The organism is Streptomyces sp. SID5910, assembly GCF_009862125.1.
Classification (GTDB): Bacteria; Actinomycetota; Actinomycetes; order Streptomycetales; family Streptomycetaceae; genus Streptomyces.
In genome coordinates this window covers 1-15,687 of the sequence record NZ_WWHX01000284.1, presented here as the reverse complement: position 1 = coordinate 15,687, position 15,687 = coordinate 1, and the positions used below count along the sequence as shown (strand labels likewise).

18 protein-coding genes are annotated in these 15,687 nt (G+C 73.3%); 12 read left to right on the top strand and 6 right to left on the bottom strand.

Features of this window, described 5'->3' with window-relative positions; genetic code table 11:
- The 4 genes from GTW67_RS09815 to GTW67_RS09800 form a co-directional block, all read left to right on the top strand.
- Positions 1–720, top strand: a 720-nt coding sequence (locus GTW67_RS09815; protein WP_161164414.1) for a restriction endonuclease, incomplete at its 5' end; no start/stop codon positions are given.
- Between the two features lie 74 nt (positions 721–794).
- Positions 795–1,331, top strand: a complete 537-nt coding sequence (locus GTW67_RS09810) for a cysteine hydrolase family protein (RefSeq protein WP_161164096.1) — start codon at positions 795–797, stop codon at positions 1,329–1,331.
- A 92-nt stretch (positions 1,332–1,423) separates the two neighbouring features.
- Complete coding sequence (locus tag GTW67_RS09805) at positions 1,424–1,807, top strand: transglycosylase family protein (protein WP_161164097.1); 384 nt, start codon at positions 1,424–1,426, stop codon at positions 1,805–1,807.
- Positions 1,808–1,900: 93 nt separating this feature from the next.
- Positions 1,901–2,776, top strand: a complete 876-nt coding sequence (locus GTW67_RS09800) for an oxygenase MpaB family protein (RefSeq protein ID WP_161164098.1) — start codon at positions 1,901–1,903, stop codon at positions 2,774–2,776.
- Between the two features lie 28 nt (positions 2,777–2,804).
- On the opposite strand, the gene GTW67_RS09795 is transcribed toward GTW67_RS09800, so the two are convergent.
- From GTW67_RS09795 to GTW67_RS09780, 4 genes are all read right to left on the bottom strand, one after another.
- Entirely contained in the window at positions 2,805–3,767 is a 963-nt protein-coding gene (locus tag GTW67_RS09795) for a YhjD/YihY/BrkB family envelope integrity protein (RefSeq protein WP_161164413.1), read from the bottom strand.
- Positions 3,768–3,884: 117 nt separating this feature from the next.
- The gene (locus GTW67_RS09790; protein WP_161164412.1) at positions 3,885–4,292 is read right to left on the bottom strand and encodes a hypothetical protein; all 408 of its coding nucleotides are present in this window, start codon (positions 4,290–4,292) and stop codon (positions 3,885–3,887) included.
- Between the two features lie 278 nt (positions 4,293–4,570).
- Positions 4,571–5,407, bottom strand: a complete 837-nt coding sequence (locus GTW67_RS09785) for an ABC transporter ATP-binding protein (RefSeq protein ID WP_161164411.1) — start codon at positions 5,405–5,407, stop codon at positions 4,571–4,573.
- A gap of 151 nt (positions 5,408–5,558) precedes the next feature.
- The gene (locus tag GTW67_RS09780) at positions 5,559–6,275 is read right to left on the bottom strand and encodes a S1 family peptidase (RefSeq protein ID WP_161164410.1); all 717 of its coding nucleotides are present in this window, start codon (positions 6,273–6,275) and stop codon (positions 5,559–5,561) included.
- Positions 6,276–6,515: 240 nt separating this feature from the next.
- Here GTW67_RS09780 and GTW67_RS09775 point away from each other — a divergent pair, with 240 nt between their 5' ends.
- Together GTW67_RS09775 and GTW67_RS09770 are read left to right on the top strand one after the other, a co-directional pair.
- On the top strand, positions 6,516–7,805 hold the full coding sequence (locus GTW67_RS09775; RefSeq protein ID WP_161164409.1) for a sensor histidine kinase: 1,290 nt from the start codon (positions 6,516–6,518) through the stop codon (positions 7,803–7,805).
- Positions 7,778–8,437, top strand: a complete 660-nt coding sequence (locus GTW67_RS09770) for a response regulator (RefSeq protein WP_346010612.1) — start codon at positions 7,778–7,780, stop codon at positions 8,435–8,437. The genes GTW67_RS09775 and GTW67_RS09770 overlap by 28 nt, the downstream gene beginning before the upstream one ends.
- 16 nt (positions 8,438–8,453) lie before the next feature.
- Here the strand turns inward: GTW67_RS09770 and GTW67_RS09765 are convergent, their stop codons facing one another.
- Complete coding sequence (locus tag GTW67_RS09765) at positions 8,454–9,221, bottom strand: sulfite exporter TauE/SafE family protein (protein WP_161164408.1); 768 nt, start codon at positions 9,219–9,221, stop codon at positions 8,454–8,456.
- A 309-nt stretch (positions 9,222–9,530) separates the two neighbouring features.
- On the opposite strand from GTW67_RS09765, the gene GTW67_RS09760 reads away from it, so the two are divergent.
- The 6 genes from GTW67_RS09760 (at position 9,531) to GTW67_RS09735 (ending at position 14,738) form a co-directional block, all read left to right on the top strand.
- Positions 9,531–10,703, top strand: coding sequence for a sensor histidine kinase (locus GTW67_RS09760; RefSeq protein WP_161164407.1), 1,173 nt, complete (start codon positions 9,531–9,533; stop codon positions 10,701–10,703).
- The gene (locus tag GTW67_RS09755) at positions 10,700–11,101 is read left to right on the top strand and encodes a roadblock/LC7 domain-containing protein (RefSeq protein ID WP_161164406.1); all 402 of its coding nucleotides are present in this window, start codon (positions 10,700–10,702) and stop codon (positions 11,099–11,101) included. The genes GTW67_RS09760 and GTW67_RS09755 overlap by 4 nt, the downstream gene beginning before the upstream one ends.
- Positions 11,098–11,475, top strand: a complete 378-nt coding sequence (locus GTW67_RS09750) for a DUF742 domain-containing protein (protein ID WP_346010610.1) — start codon at positions 11,098–11,100, stop codon at positions 11,473–11,475. Before GTW67_RS09755 ends, GTW67_RS09750 begins: the two co-directional genes overlap by 4 nt.
- Positions 11,450–12,049 carry a GTP-binding protein gene (locus GTW67_RS09745; RefSeq protein ID WP_161164405.1) on the top strand — a complete coding sequence of 200 codons (600 nt, stop codon included), beginning with the start codon at positions 11,450–11,452 and terminating at the stop codon, positions 12,047–12,049. Before GTW67_RS09750 ends, GTW67_RS09745 begins: the two co-directional genes overlap by 26 nt.
- A 7-nt stretch (positions 12,050–12,056) precedes the next feature.
- Positions 12,057–13,406 (top strand): cytochrome P450, encoded by a 1,350-nt coding sequence (locus GTW67_RS09740; protein WP_161164404.1) that lies wholly within the window; start codon positions 12,057–12,059, stop codon positions 13,404–13,406.
- Positions 13,407–13,610: 204 nt separating this feature from the next.
- Positions 13,611–14,738: a tryptophan dimethylallyltransferase family protein gene (locus GTW67_RS09735; RefSeq protein WP_161164403.1), complete on the top strand. Its 1,128-nt coding sequence runs from the start codon at positions 13,611–13,613 to the stop codon at positions 14,736–14,738.
- A gap of 81 nt (positions 14,739–14,819) precedes the next feature.
- On the opposite strand, the gene GTW67_RS09730 is transcribed toward GTW67_RS09735, so the two are convergent.
- A partial coding sequence (locus GTW67_RS09730; RefSeq protein ID WP_161164402.1) for a flavin-containing monooxygenase occupies positions 14,820–15,687 on the bottom strand: 868 nt, incomplete at its 5' end.

Below are 15,687 nucleotides of genomic sequence, written 5' to 3'. Positions count from 1 at the left end.
TGTCCCGCGTGGGCCGTGCTGCTGTTGCTCGGCGTGGCGATGGCCCTCGTGCTCGGCCGGCGCGGACGGTCCGGCTTCTCCACCGCGAGGCTGGCCCGCCGCACCACGCACGCCCTGGAGCAGGCCACGGCGACGGCGCTCGACGCGCTGGACGCGGAGCGCCCCGCCGGACCGGTCCCGGCGCCGAGGTCCGGCGCCGGGCTCCCCACGATGGCCGCCCCCGCCGCGGAGGCCACCACGGTGGAGGTTCCCCCGATGGAGGTCCCCACCACGGAGGTCACCGCGGTGGCGTTCCCCGACCACGACACCCTGAGCCCCGACGAGTTCGAGCAGGCGATAGCCGACCTGTGCGTACGGGACGGATGCGCCGAGGTCGAGGTCGTGGGCGGGGCCGGAGACCTCGGCGCCGACGTGCTGGCGGTGGCCCCCGACGGCCGGCGCCTCGTCATCCAGTGCAAGCGCTACGGCGAGGACAACAAGGTCGGCTCCGAGGAACTCCAGCGCTTCGGCGGCACCTGCTTCACCGTCCACGAGGCCGACGTGGCGATCCTCGTCACCAGCAGCGACTTCACCGCGCCCGCCGCCGACTACGCCGAGCAGTGCGGCATAGTCTGCGTCGACCAGTGGCGGCTGCGCGCGTGGAGCGAGGGCACGGGGCCCGAGCCGTGGGCGGCGGAACCCTGCGCGGAGCCGGAGCTGCCGGACCGGGCGTCGTGGTGACGTTCGACGGCCTCCCGCGGCGCCGTCGGCCCGGCGGAACCCCTCCTTCCCTCTCCGGTGGCAACCTGGACGGCATGGGCAAGACCGCACTGATCGTCATCGACATGATCAACACCTATGACCACAAGGACGCCGACCAGCTGATCCCGTCCGTGGAACGCGTGGTGCCGGTGGTGGCCGGCCTGCTGGACCGGGCGCGGCGGGCGGACGTGCCCGTGATCTACGTCAACGACAACTTCGGCGAGTGGCGCTCGCACCACGGGGAGATCCTCGACCAGGCCCTGTCCGGACCGCACGCCGGGCTCGTCGAGCCGCTGCGGCCCGACGACCGCTCGCTCTTCGTGGTCAAGGCCCGCCACTCGATCTTCTTCGAGACCCCGCTGACGTATCTGCTCCACGAGCAGGGCATCGACCGGCTCGTGCTGTGCGGGCAGGTGACCGAGCAGTGCGTGCTCTACTCGGCGCTCGACGCGCACATCCGCCACCTCGACGTCGTCGTGCCGAGGGACGCGGTCGCGCACATCCACGCCGACCTCGCGGACGCCGCGCTGCGGATGATGGAGCGCAACATGGGCGCCCGGGTGTGCGACAGCGACGAGTTGTGGGGGTAGGGGCGACCGGATGACGACCGGCTGCTCCGTCCGGCGCAATACGGACGCGGCCGCCGCGACGGTCCGCGGTCACCTGGTGTAACAGTCTTTGTATGATCTGTAGACGACATGCTCATACGAGCATCACGAGTGCTACGAGCACGCGGACCGTCTCGTACGGCCGCGGCCTCCCGTCCGTCCTGCTGGCCCTGGTCGCCGCCGCCGTCCTGGGAACGGCCACGCAGGCGGCCGCCTCGCCGGCGCACCTGCGCACGGCGGACTGGGACGCCATCGCCCAGTGCGAGTCCAGCGGCAACTGGCACGCCAACACCGGCAACGGCCACTACGGCGGACTCCAGTTCAAGCAGTCGAGCTGGGAGGCGGCCGGCGGCCTCACGTACGCGCCGCGCGCGGACCTCGCCACCCGCAAGGAGCAGATCAAGGTGGCCGAGCGGCTGGCCCGCATGCAGGGAATGTCGGCCTGGGCCTGCGCCTGAGCCGGCCCGCGCCGCGCATGCCTCCTCGGGACGGACCTGGGCAGACTACTCATGAGACCCGTCCGCTCCCCGGCGAAGGAGGGCACGGCAGCCATGAGACGTCCCCCCGCAGACCGCCCGGCCGACCCGCGCGCACGGCTCGGCGACATGATCTTCTCCAAGGTGGCGGGGCCCGAGGGCCGCGACAACCGCGCCCGCATCCACGGCACACCCGGACCCCGCTGGTTCGCACCCGACCGGCCCGTCAGGCGGGTCCACGGTGACGCCTCGATGTTCATCGGGGGCCTGTCCGCCCTGCTGCTCCAGTCGCTCCACCCCCTGGCCATGGCCGCCGTCTCGGCGCACTCCGGATTCCGCGGAGACCCCTGGGGCCGGCTCCAGCGGACCAGCACCTTCCTGGCCGTCACCACCTTCGGAACGGCCGACAGCGCCCAGGAGGCCTGCGACCGGGTGCGGGCGGTCCACGACCGGGTGCGCGGCACCACCGCCGACGGCCGGGCGTACTCCGCGGCCGATCCGCACCTGCTGTGCTGGGTGCACATCGCGGAGGTCGACAGCTTCCTGCGCGCCCACCAGCGCTACGGCGCCCGGCCCCTGGACGACGAGGGCTGCGACGCCTACGTGGCCGACATGGCCCGCGTCGCCACGGCGCTCGGGGTGCCCGACCCGCCCGTCGACCGCGCCGGCCTCGACGAGCGGCTGGCCGCCTACCGCGGCGAGCTGCGCACCACCGCCGAGGCACGCGGCACCGCCCGGTTCCTGCTGCTCAACCCGCCCGTCCCGCTCCTCGCCCGCCTCCCGTACGGCGTCATCGCCGCCAACGCGGTCTCCCTGCTGCCGCGCTGGGCCTCGCGCGCCCTGTGGCTGCCACGCGTGCCGCCGGCCGAGGCGGTGTGCGTACGGCCGCTGGGCACGGCCGTGACCGCCGGGATCCGCTGGGCGATGGCCCCGCCCCGCGACCCGGCGTAGCACCCGGCCGCGCCGGCGGACCGGGGCGTCAGTCGCCCGGGCCCGGATCCGGCCGCACCGGCGTCCGCAGGCCGGCCCGGGCCGCCTCCAGCTGGGCGGCGAAGGCGATGCCGAGGAAGAGCGCCACCGCGGTCAGGTTGGCCCACAGCAGCAGCGCGATGAACGCGGTCAGCGGTCCGTAGACGGCACCGAACGCGCCGCTGCGTCCGACGTACAGCGCGAGCAGCCACGTGGCCGAGACCCAGAGCACCAGGTGGACCGCGGAGCCGAAGGCCAGCCAGGTGTACCCCGGCTGGTCGCGGCGGGGCGACCAGCGCAGGATCACCGCGGAGGCGACCCAGGCCAGCAGCAGTCCCGCGGGCACCTCCAGGGCGGCCCACCAGCCGGCGCCGCCCGCGCCGCCGGCCGACTCCGCCACCGCGTCGCCGACGGCCTCGCCGGCGACGAGCACGACGAACCCGAGCACCATCGGCAGCCCGGCGGTGAGCGCGAGGACCAGTGCCCTGCCGTACTTGCGGGGGAGGGGCCGGTCCCGCTCGATGCCGTAGATGCGGTTGGCGCCCCGCTCGATCTGGCCCATGGCCGACGCCAGGTTCAGCAGCGCGAACCCGAGGCCCAGCCACAGCGCGAGCGTGCTCCACGCGTCGCTGTGGGCGCTGCGCCGGGTGCCCTCGAAGGCCTTCTCCACGACGTCCGCGCTGGCCCCCGGAACGATCCTGCCGAGCGTGAGCTCGACGACCCGGCCCACGCCCTCCGTGTGCACCGACGTCGCGAGGCCGACCAGGACGACGGTGAACGGCACCAGGCCGAGGACCACCTGGAAGGCGAGGGCCCGGGCGTTGGTGAAGCCGTCCGCGTAACGGAACCGGGCGAAGGAGTCGGTCAGCAGCCGCAGGCCGCCGTACCGTCTCAGCGCGGTCAGGGCTTCGTCGCCGGAGAGTTCGTCCCCGATCATGTCCCGCGTCTGCGGCACGTGCACGGCGGTTCCCACGATGCGGCTGCTCCTCGTGTCGGGCGGTCCGGTCCTCCACCACCGGATGCCCCGGGAACCCGCCGGGCAGCGCGGACGGGACGGCTCCGGTATGCGGCGCGGGAGACCCGGGCGGCCCTACGCGTCCGCCGCGCCCTTCTCGCGCGCGGCGAGCAGCTCCCAGCGGGCCAGATCGGCCGCGTGCTCGCTCACCCGCACACAGACCAGGCCGTAGGTGAGGAGCACCGCGCCCGCGACGGACAGGGGGATGGAGAGGCCGAGCACGGTCAGGGCCTCGGGCCAGTCCCGTTCGTCACCGCAAGGGTCCTTGAAGCTTCCTTCGTTGGCGGTCCCGCGGTCGGTGAGGAGACGGGGCTCGCACTCGACGGAACGGTGCGCGACTTCGGACTCCACCTCGTAGGAGGTGGTGAGCAGCACCGCGCACCACACCCACAGCGCGGCCGCCACGGTCAGCAGGCCGAGGCCCCACGTCCTTACGCGGCGGCTCCGTTCACGGAACTGCGTGTCGAACACCTGAGGATGCATGACGGATGAACCTAGCAGCCTCGTCGGGACCGGCCGGCGAGGGCCTTCGCCCAGGCTCTACGTTCCCACAGCGGCACCCGCCTCCACGCGCACCGCGGGACGCGCGAGGCCGTAGCGCTCCCGCAGGGCCCTGCCCTCGTACGCGGTGCGGAACAGGCCGCGCGCCCGCAGGATCGGCCGAGCCGGAACCGGCTGCCGTTGCCGCGCTCGCCCCGGGTCTCGATGAGCCACGTTGCGGAGACACGTGGGCTTCCGCAACGGACGGCACGCCCCCGGTACTAGGCGCCGGTCCGCCGGCCCGAGAAGGCCGACCAGCGGCCGTCGCGCCGGGTCACCGTGATCTCGCGGCCGAAGCACGCGGTCAGCAGGGAGTCGGTCAGCACGTCACCCACCGGCCCCCGGGACAGGGTCCGGCCCTCCCGCAGCAGCAGGGCGTGGCTGACGGCGGGGAACAGCTCCTCCAGATGGTGGGTGACCGTCACCGTGGCCAGGTGCGGGCGCCCCTCGGCGAGCTGGTGCATGGCCTCCACCAGGTCCTCGCGGGAGGGCAGGTCCAGCGCGTTGAACGGCTCGTCAAGGAGCAGCAGCGCCGGGTCGGCCATCAGCGCCCGGGCGATCAGGACGCGCGCCCGCTGCCCGCCGGAGCAGACGCCGTACGGCCGGTCCGCCAGCTCCTTGATGCCCAGCTCGGTCAGCAGGTCGTGGGCGCGGAGCCGGACCTCGTCGTCGTACGTCCGCCACAGCGGCTGCACCGTGCCGCTGTGCCCGGTGAGCACCACCGTGTGGGCGCTGAGCTCCTGCGGCACCCGCTGGGCCGAGGTGACATGGCCGATGCGGGCCCGCAGCTCCCGCACGTCCACCCGGCCGAGCCGGCTGCCCAGGACCTCCACGCTTCCGGACGTGGGGTGCATCAGGGCGCCGAGCAGCCGCAGCAGCGTCGTCTTCCCGGCGCCGTTGGCGCCCAGCAGCGCCCAGTGCTCGCCCGGCCGGACCGTCCAGTCGACGCCGTCGAGGATCAGCTGGTCCGTCGTGTGGCGGCGCACGGTGACGTCCTGGAGGAGGAGCACGGCCGCCTCGGCACCGTTCACCTGGGACTGCGCTGTCTGCCCGGCCATACGGGAACCCCTTCACTCGCGACACGGTCGTTCACCGAGCACGGTAGATGCATCCACCATGCTCCTGCCGGGACGTCCGGTTCCTGGACGCGGACCGCGCCCGCCCCACGTGACGGGGGCGGGCGCGGTACGGGAGCGGGCGGGGGAGCGGTCAGACGCCCGCCACGGACTGGATCCACGAGCGGTACGCGGTCACGTTCGTGTACGCCGTCGTGGTCTGCCGGTCGCTGGTCGAGGCGACGCCGACCTGGACGCCGCCGGCCATCATCGGACCGCCGGAGTCACCGCCCGCGGTGATGCCGTCGACCGGGCGCGCGCAGATCGCCGAGCCGTAGTAGGCGTCGTAGCAGCCGTTGGTCACACTCACATTGGCGACCTTCAGGTACGGGGACTGGCAGTTGATCTCCGAGCCGCACCGGGAGGTGGCGCCCCAGCCGTAGACCTGCACGGTCTGGCCCACCCGCACCGTGCCCGGCTGTCCGAGCCGCGCGTAGGTGGCGGAGACGGAGCGGTCCAGCCGGACCAGCGCCAGGTCGGCCGAGGAGTGCGTGGTGGTCTGGACGCCGTTCGCCACCGTGCCCCCGGTCCGCTGGTCGAGGCTGCCGATGCGGAAGGCCAGCCCACCGCCGCTGACACAGTGCTTGGCGGTCAGGATCCAGGTGGGGGCGATGATGGTCGAGGTACAGGTCTCGGCGCCGTTCGAGAACAGGCGGGCCGCCCAGGGGGCGTTCTGCGCGTACCCGCCGCCGATGATCGGCTGGGGGCCGCCGGTGCCGGGCCGCTGCTCCGCGGCGGAGGCGGTCGGCGCGAGGGCGAGGACGGACAGCAGTACGGCCAGGACGGCGGGGACCAGTCTGGATATGCGCAAGGCTCCTCGATTCGGACGGCACGCGCCGCGGCGCGTGAGGTGTGTGGGGGCGGTCCAGCATCCCGGCCCGGAGACAGGCGCCACCACTACCGGTTTTCCATAACGCGCCGTTATGCCAAGGGCCGTGGCGGGCGGGGGAGAGGGGAGGAGCGGGAGGCCTGGGGGTGGCGCAGGCACTACCCCCACCGCACCCCCTGGGCCGATGGCCGCCGCCGGTGCGGACCTCCTACGGTGATCCGCATGCATCCTCGCGACGTGTGGCAGGCCATGTCCCGGCCCGGCTTCCTGCTGTCCCCGTGGCCGTGGCGCGCGGCCGGCTACCTGCTCACCGGTGTGCCGGCGGGCGTCGCCGCCCTCGTGGGCATCGTGACCACGGCCGTGCTCGGCGCCGCCCTCTCGCTCGTCCTGGTGGGCCTGCCGCTGCTGCTCCTCACCGCCCTCGCCGGCCTCCCCGTGGCCCGCGTCGAACGCCGCCGGCTGCGCCTGGTCGACGCCGGACCCGCGCCGGACCCGCACCGCCCGGCCGGCGGCCGGGGCCCGCGGGCATGGCTGACGACGCGGCTGCGGGAGCAGGCGACCTGGCAGGAACTCGGCCACGCCCTGCTGCTCGCTGTGCTGTTGTGGCCCCTCGACGCCCTCGTGCTCACCGTCGCCCTGTTCTTCCCGCTCTCCATGGCCGCGACCCCGCTGCTGATGGCCACGGTCGGGGACGGCGAGGAGACGAAGGTGCTCAAGCAGTGGACGGTCACCACCTGGCCGGCCGCCTGCGGGTTCGCCCTGCTCGGGCTGGTCCTGCTGGCCCTCGGCGCCTACGTCCTGACCGCGGCGGCCGTCGCCCGGGCCGAGCTGACCCGCCTCCTGATCGCCCCGCGCGGCGGCGGCCCGGACGCCAGGGTCGTCGAACTCACCCGCTCCCGCGTGCGGTTGGTGGACGCCTTCGAGGCCGAGCGCCGCCGCATCGAACGCGATCTGCACGACGGCGCCCAGCAGCGCCTGGTCGCGCTGACGATGACCCTGGGCCTCGCCCGCCTCGACGTCCCGCCCGGACCGCTCGCCGACCAGCTCGCCAAGGCCCACCGGGAGGCGGGCCGGGCCCTGGAGGAACTGCGCGAACTCATCCACGGCATCCACCCCAAGGTCCTCGCCGACTACGGCCTCGAAGCCGCTGTCGCCGACGCCGCCGACCGCTCCGCCGTCCCGGTCGACCTCGACCTGGAGCTGCCCGGACGGCTGCCGCAGGCGGTCGAGGCGGCGGCCTACTTCGTGGTGTGCGAGGCCCTCGCCAACGTCGCCCGGCACAGCGGCGCGAGCCGGGCCGAGGTGCGCGGCCGGCACCGCGGCGGACGGCTGTTCCTCGACATAGGGGACGACGGGCGGGGCGGCGCCCGGGCGGGGGAGGGCAGCGGGCTGACCGGGCTCGCCGACCGGGTGTCGGTGCTCGATGGCAGACTCTCCCTGTCCAGCCCGCCGGGCGGACCGACCCTGTTGCGTGTGGAGATGCCGTGCGAGTGGACCGAGCGCTGCGCGTAGTGCTGGCCGAGGACAGCGTGCTGCTGCGGGACGGGCTCATCGCCCTGCTGGAGCGGTGCGGGCACCAGGTCGTCGCGGCGGTCGGCGACGCGGAGGCCCTCGTCGCCGCCGTCGAGGAGCACGCCCCCGACGCCGTCGTCACCGACGTCCGCATGCCCCCCGGCTTCCAGGACGAGGGCCTGCACGCCGCGGTGCGGCTGCGGGAGAAGCGGCCCGCGCTGCCCGTGCTGGTCCTCAGCCAGTACGTGCAGCGCGCCTACGCCTCCGAACTGCTGGACTCCGGCGACGGGACGGGCGTCGGCTATCTGCTGAAGGACCGCGTCGGCCAGGTCGAGGAGTTCGTCGAGGCCCTGTCCGAGGTGGCGTCCGGCGGCACGGTCGTCGACCCCGAGGTCGTACGGCAGTTGCTGCGCCGGCGCCGGGACCCGCTGGCGCGGCTCACCCCGCGCGAGCGGGAGGTGCTGGCGCTGATCGCGGAGGGCAGGTCCAACGCGGCGATCGCCCGTGAACTGGTGGTGTCCGACGCGGCCGTGGGCAAGCACATCGGCAACATCCTCACCAAGCTGGACCTGCCCCCGGCCGACGAGACCCACCGCAGGGTCCTGGCGGTCCTCGCGTATCTGCGGGCGTGAGACCGGCGGCGCCCGGTCAGCGCAGCAGCAGCTGGACGAGCGCCACGGTGCCGATCGCCACGACGAGGGACCGCAGGACCACGGGGCTGAAGCGGCGGCCCACCTTGGCCCCCAGATAGCCGCCGAGCCCGGAGCCGGCCGCGACGAGCACGACGGCCGTCCAGTCGAAGTCCGCCGCGAACAGGAAGAAGAGCGCGGCGACGGAGTTGACGACGGCCGCGAGGACGTTCTTCACGGCGTTCAGACGCTGGAGGGGCTCGTCGAGGAGCATGCCCATCAGCGACAGGTAGATGATCCCCTGCGCGGCGGCGAAGTAGCCGCCGTAGACGCTGGCCAGCGTCATACCGACGGACAGCAGCGGGCCGCCGTCGCGGTGGGCGGCGCCACCGGACCGCTCGCGGCGCCGGCGCACCAGGGCGGAGAGCCGGGGCTGGAACGCGACCAGCACGAGGGCGAGCCCGACCAGGACCGGCACGATCGTCTCGAACGCGTCGGCGGGCAGGGCCAGCAGCAGCGTGGCCCCCGCGAGCCCTCCGGCCAGGGCGCCGGCACCCAGCTTGAGGACGCGCCGGCGCTGGCCGCGCAGCTCCTCGCGGTAGCCGATGGCGCCGCTGACGGAGCCGGGGATGAGACCGAGGGCGTTGGACACCGTCGCGGTGACGGGCGGCAGTCCCGCGGCCAGCAGCACGGGGAACGTGATCAGCGTCCCCGAGCCGACGACGCTGTTGACCGCCCCGGCCCCGACGCCCGCGGCGAACACCGCCGCCATGATCTCCGGCGTCATCGCGTGCCGCCCCGGACCGGCCGGTCGTCCCTCCGGAAGGTGCCCTCTGCATCTGTCACGCGCCGACTGTACCCAGCGGGGGCGACGCGATCGTCGCCGGTCCCCAACCGGTCGTGCGTGCACACTTCTTGACGTAAATTCACAAGATCCGACGGTGATACGATCACCGCGTTTGCGGAGCGGTGGATGGGTGAAAGACGGCATCCCCGACTTCAGGGACGGCCCGGGCAGCAACCCGGTACGGGCGGTCCGCCGGGCCGCCCGCACGGACGGAATCCAGCAAGCCGTCAGTCGCCTGAAGAGAGTCTTATGACGGAATACCTAGGGAACCCACTCGTGTGGGTCCTGCTCGTCGCCCTCGTCGTCGCCGCCGTGCTCGTCAGCCGCCAGCGCAGGGCGGCCCGAGCGTTGCGGCAGGAAGTGCGGGGACTGAAGGACCACTACACGGAGCTGGAGAACGATTACGGGAAGTCCGTGCAGGCGGCCCAGGAGCGGGCCGAGGACGAGACGAAGACCGTCCTGAAGTCCGCCATGCGCACCCTCCAGGGCCTGGCCGCCGAACAGCAGCTGGTCCTCACCCGGCTCCAGACGAAGTACGGCGACTCCGCCCTGCTTCAGGACCTGCTGGAGATCGACCACACCAACTCGCAGTTCGGCCGGCGCGCGCAGTCCATCGCCGTGCTGTGCGACGGCTGGCTGGGCGGGCGGCGCGACACCGCCTCCGTGTACGACGTCGTCCGCAGCGCCCAGGGCCGCATCCGGCACTTCCGGCGGGTGGAGATCCTCTCCCAGGTCGACTTCGGCATCACCAGCCGCGCCGTCGAACCCGTCGCCCTGGCCCTCGCCGAACTCCTCGACAACGCCACCAGCTACTCCAGCCCGGACACCGTCGTCGAGATCAACATCCGCACCGTGCCGAAGGGCATCTGCGTCGTCGTCGACGACGCCGGTGTCGGCATGAGCGACGAGGAGCGCACCCGCGCCGAGAAGCTGCTCTCCAGCGAGCGCGCCTCGGGCGTGGCGGGCCTCGGCAACCCCCCGCAGTTCGGCTTCGCGGTCATCGGCCTGCTGTGCGAGCGCTTCGGCTTTGAGGTGTCGGTGGACTCCTCCTCCCCCTACGGCGGCGTGCGCGCGGTCGTCCTGCTGCCGCACGAACTGCTCACCGCCATGCCGGAGAGGAAGGCCCCGGCCCCGGCCGCCGCGGGCACCGCCCGGCCGGTCCTGGACGGCGGGCCGGAGGCCGCGCTCACCTCCTCCGAGACCGGTGACGGTCTTCCCCGGCGACGCCGCAAGCGGCCGATGGCCATCGTGCCCGGCAACACCTCGGCCCCCCGCCCCGCCGGCCGCTCCGAGTCCGAACAGGCCCAGATCATGGGTGCCTTCCAGCGCGGCACGCAGTCCGGCCGCGCCGGCCGGCCCGAGGACCCGGACCGGACGAGCAGAACACCTGGTGCAAGCAGCGAAGGACATGGAGTCTCGTGAACGACGATCTGTCATGGATGCTCGACAGCGCCCTGGAGATTCCCGGGGCCCTGCACGCGGTCCTGATATCCGCCGACGGTCTGCTGATGGCCCGGACGCAGGACTTCGACAAGGACGACGCGGACCGGGTCGCCGCCGCGATGAGCGGCGTGCAGTCGCTGAGCAGGACGCTCGCCTTCTTCTGTGAGGACCCGCACCAGGCGTGGCGGCAGACCCTCGTCGAGTTCGACGGCGGCTGGGTGTTCCTGATCTCCGCCGGCGAGGGCGCCTACCTCGGTGTCTCCGCCTCGCCCGAGGTCGACATGGCGGACATCACCTTCCGCATGCAGCAGCTCGTCGCCCAGCTCGGCAAGCGGCTGACGACACCGCCGCGCGAGAACCTCGGCGCCCGCTCGTGAGCGGCCACGACGGCTGGGAGCCGGAAGCCACGGAATTAGTGCGGCCGTACGTCATCACCAAGGGCCGGGGCCTGCCCGACGACGAGCAGCTCTCCCTCATCACCCTGGTCACCGCGTCCGCCGACCACGCGCAGCGGCCGACCCGGCTGTCCCCCGAGGAGCAGACCCTGCTCGACCTCTGTGCCGCCGGCTACCTCTCGGTCGCCGAGATCGCCGGGCACAGCCACCTTCCGCTGGGCGTGGTGCGGATCCTGCTGGCCTCCCTCATGGAGGGCGGCTACCTCATGACCCGTCCGCCGGTGGCCCGCGCCCGCCTCGCGGACCGGGAGATCCTGGAGGAGGTGCTCAATGGTCTCCGCGCCAAGTTTGGATGAGCGGGCCTACGTCCGCGGCGGAGCGACCCAGACGGCGGTCAAGATCCTCGTCGTCGGACACTTCGCGGTGGGCAAGACCACGCTCATCGGGTCCATCTCCGAGATCGAGCCCCTGTCCACCGAGGAGACGATGACGCAGGCCGCCGAGTCGGTCGACGACCTCAAGGGGGTCCAGGGCAAGACCACCACCACGGTCGCCATGGACTTCGGCCGCCTCACCATCAGCGACCGCGTCGTGCTCTACCTCTTCGGCACGCCCGGCCAGCAGCGCTTCGTGCAGATGTGGGAGGACATGGCCCGCGGCGCGCTCGGCGCCCTGGTGCTGGTCGACCCCGAACGGCTCGCGGACTCCTTCCCCGTGATCGACCTCATCGAGCAGTACGGCCTCGAGTACGCCATCGCCGTCAACCACTTCGACGGTGCCCCGCTGCGGGACGAGGCGGCGCTGCGCGAAGCCCTGGACCTGCTCGACGACACCCCCGTCGTCACCTGCGACGCCCGTGACGAGAGGTCCTCGGCCGCCGCACTGACCACTCTGGTCCGCTACTTGCTGGACCACACCGCAAGGAACTGAGAGCAACATGGACGCTCACGACACGGTCCCGGTGCCCCCGCCCGGGTGCCCTGCCCACGGCTCCGGCGGCCGGGTGCCGCTGCACGGGCCGGAGTTCGCCGCCCACCCCCAGGCGTACTACGAGTACCTGCGCCACTACGGGCCCGCCGCTCCCGTGGAACTCGCCCCCGGCGTGGAGGCGACCCTGGTCACCGACTATGCGGCGGCCCTGCAACTGCTCCAGGACTCCGGGACCTTCCGCAAGGACGCGCGCCGCTGGCGGGCCTTCAACGAGGGCAAGGTCAGCCCCGACAGCCCGGTCGTCCCGCTGCTGGCCCACCGGAACAACTGCATGTTCTCCGACGGCGCCGACCACCTGCGGCTGCGGCAGGCCGTCACCGACAGCATGGCGCGCGTCGACACCCGGCGGCTGACCCGGAGCACCGAGCAGATCTCCGCCTACCTCATCTCCCAGTTCGCCGCCCGCGGTTCGGCCGACCTGCTCGGCGACTACGCCAAGCAGCTGCCGCTGTTCGTGTTCAACGAACTCTTCGGCTGCCCCGCCGACATCGGCGACCGGGTGCTGTTCGGCATCTCCGGCATGTTCGACGGGGTCAACGCGGAGAAGGCCACCGAGGTGCTGTTCCAGGCCGCGGGCGAGCTCGTCGCGCTCAAGCGCGGCAAGCCCGGCGACGACGTGACCTCCTGGCTGATGCAGCATCAGGCGGGCCTCACCGACGAGGAGATGGTCCACCAGCTGGCGCTGCTGCTGGGAGCCGGCGCGGAACCGCTGCGCAATCTCATCGGCAACACCCTGCACCGGCTGCTCACCCACGAGCGGTACGCCCGTGAGGGCGGTCTGATCGACGAGGCCCTCGACGACACGCTGTGGGAGAACCCTCCCATGTCGAACTACGCGCCGCACTACCCGGCGGGCGACGTCGAACTCGCGGGCCAGCCGCTTCAGTCGGGCGATCTGGTGCTGGTCAGCTTCGCCGCCGCCAACACCGGACCCGCGCTCCAGGCGGCCCGGCAGGCCGGCAGCAACCGCGCCCACCTGGCGTGGAGCGCGGGCCCGCACGCCTGCCCCTCCAAGGAACCGGCCCGGCACATCACCGTCACCGCCATCGAGAGCCTGTTCAACGAGCTGCCCGACGTCGAACTCGCCGTCCCCGAGGACAGCCTGACCTGGCGGCCCGGCCCCTTCAACCGCGCGCTCGCCACCCTCCCGGCCCGCTTCACCCCGGCCCACTCCGGCCGGCGCTCCGAACCCACGAGCGGCCCCGGGACAGCCGCGCAGGAGAGCACGGCAGGACCGGCGCGCACACCCGAACGAGGAGGCATGTGGAGCCAGTTCCTCAACTGGCTCACACGGTGATATCCGCAACACCCGGCCAACCTGGCGCTTTCGCATAAACGTTCAACGGCACGGGTAGTGAGCACGCGGCTCAAGTTGCTCACGAGTAAAAGGAGGTGTCGTGGACCACATATCCACGAGCGCCGCTTCCCCGCCGCCGTTCTCCCCGATACCCGCCCCACCGGGCGGGTATCGTCTTGTACGCCTGCGACGAGGGACGGGCCGGTGACGGCGGCGTCCCCGGGCGGCGGGCGGCCGGGAGTGCCGACTCTCGGCGCCCACACGAGCGGCCAGTTGCGAAGACTCGGCGCGGTCGCGGGCCTGTCCGAGGCCGACATCGACACCTACACGGGCGTCCTGACGGACACTCTGGGAGTCCAGAGCGACCGGTCGTTGGCGTTGCCGCCCCCCAACCGCACCTTCCTGTCCGACGACCACACCCCGGTGGAGTTCTCCCTCTCCTTCCAGCCGGGCGCGGCCCCCGCACTGCGGGTGCTCCTGGAACCAGGCTGCGGCGCAGACAGCCTGGCTCACAACGGACGCGTCGGGCTCGAGACGGTGCGGGCGATGGCGAAACGCTGGAACTTCACCACCGGCCCGCTCGACGCGGTCCGTGACCTGTTCCTGCCGCGCTCCCCGCAGGGCCCGCTGGCCCTGTGGTGCGCGCTTGAACTGCGGCCCGGCGGCGTGCCCAAGGTCAAGGTGTACCTGAACCCGGCCGCCTCCGGGCCCGAGCGCACCGTCGAGACGGTGCGCGAGGCCCTGTACCGGCTGGGGCACCGGCAGGCGTTCGCCGCGCTCCCCGCCGCCGACGGGTACCCGTTCGTCGCGCTCGACCTCGGGGACTGGGAGGAGCCCCGGGTGAAGGTCTACCTGCGGCACGACAACCTCACGGCCGGACAGGCCGGGCGGCTGTCCCGCATGGACCCGAGCCCGCACCCGGCCGGGATCGAGGACTTCTTCCTCACGGCCGCGGGCGCCGCCACCCGGGTGGCGCGGCTCGCCGGGCGACCCGGCCTGACCTGCCACTCCTTCACCGACACCGGAGCGGCACGGCCGAGCGGCTTCACCCTCCACATCCCCGTCCGGGGCTACGCCCGCCACGACGGGGAGGCCCTGGCGCGGGGCGCGAGCGTGCTGCGCCGGTACGGCGTGGAGAGCCCGGTCCTCGGCCGGGCCCTGGCCGCCGTGACCGGCCGCCGGCCGGAGGACGGCGTGGGCCTGATCGCCTACCTGGCGCTGGCCCACCAGCAGGACCGCGCGCCGCGTGTGACGGCGTACCTCTCCTCGGAGGCGTACGCGGTCAGGCCGCCCGCGGCCCGGGAGGTGCGGGCCCCGGTGGCGGTGAGCTGAGCGCAGCGCCCGGCAAGGCCAAGGGCCCCTCGGTGGACGTCACCGGGGGGCCCTGGGCGTGGCCGGGGCGCGGGGAGCCGCTTACACGTTGAGGGTCTCGCGGAACTCGCTCAGGTACGGGCCCACGTCGACCTGGATCGAAGCGCCCTGGGTCCGGCCGTAGCGCTGGGCGATCCCGTCGAGGTACGCGCCGATCTCCTCACGCATCCCGTCCTCGCCGGGCAGCTTGGCCTCGCCGCCGATGAGGCGCGTCACCCACTGCGCCTGGGCCTCCACCAGCCGGGTGATCGCGCCCACGGGCCGCACCAGGCCGACGAAGTACAGTCCGGGCCGGCCGGCCGGGACTACCCGTCGGTACAGCTCCACCGCGCCGTCAGGACCCAGCGGGCAGCCGGCGGGCAGGAACGGGAACGTCATGTGGAAGCCCGTGCAGTAGACGACCGTGTCCGCCTGGACCGAGGTGCCGTCGGTGAAGACGACCCGGCTGCCGTCGAAGGAGTCGATCGCCGGCTTTGGGGTCACCGCGCCGTGCCGGATCCGGCTCAGGATCTCGTCCGAGAGGGTCACGGCGGAGGAGAAGACCGGGTGGTCAGGCTCGGGCAGCCCGTAGTCGCCGAGCCTGCCCCGGGCGACGAGCAGGGCCTGCTCCACGAAGCGGCGCTGCTCGGCGAAGGACATGGCGGACCACCAGGGCGCGTCGGCGATCTCGTCGACGGACATCCCGAAGAGCTGCTTGGGCACGATGTGCAGGCCCCGGCGCACCGACAGCACGGTCTGCGCCGCGTGCCGGGACAGGTCCGCCGCGATGTCCACCGCCGACGCGCCCAGGCCGACCACGACGGTGCGCTGTCCGGCGAAGTCGCTGCCGTCGCGGTAGTCGAGGGAGTGCAGGATCGTTCCGGCGAAGGAGGCGGCGCCCGGCGGGAGGGGGTCCGGCAGGGCGGGCTCA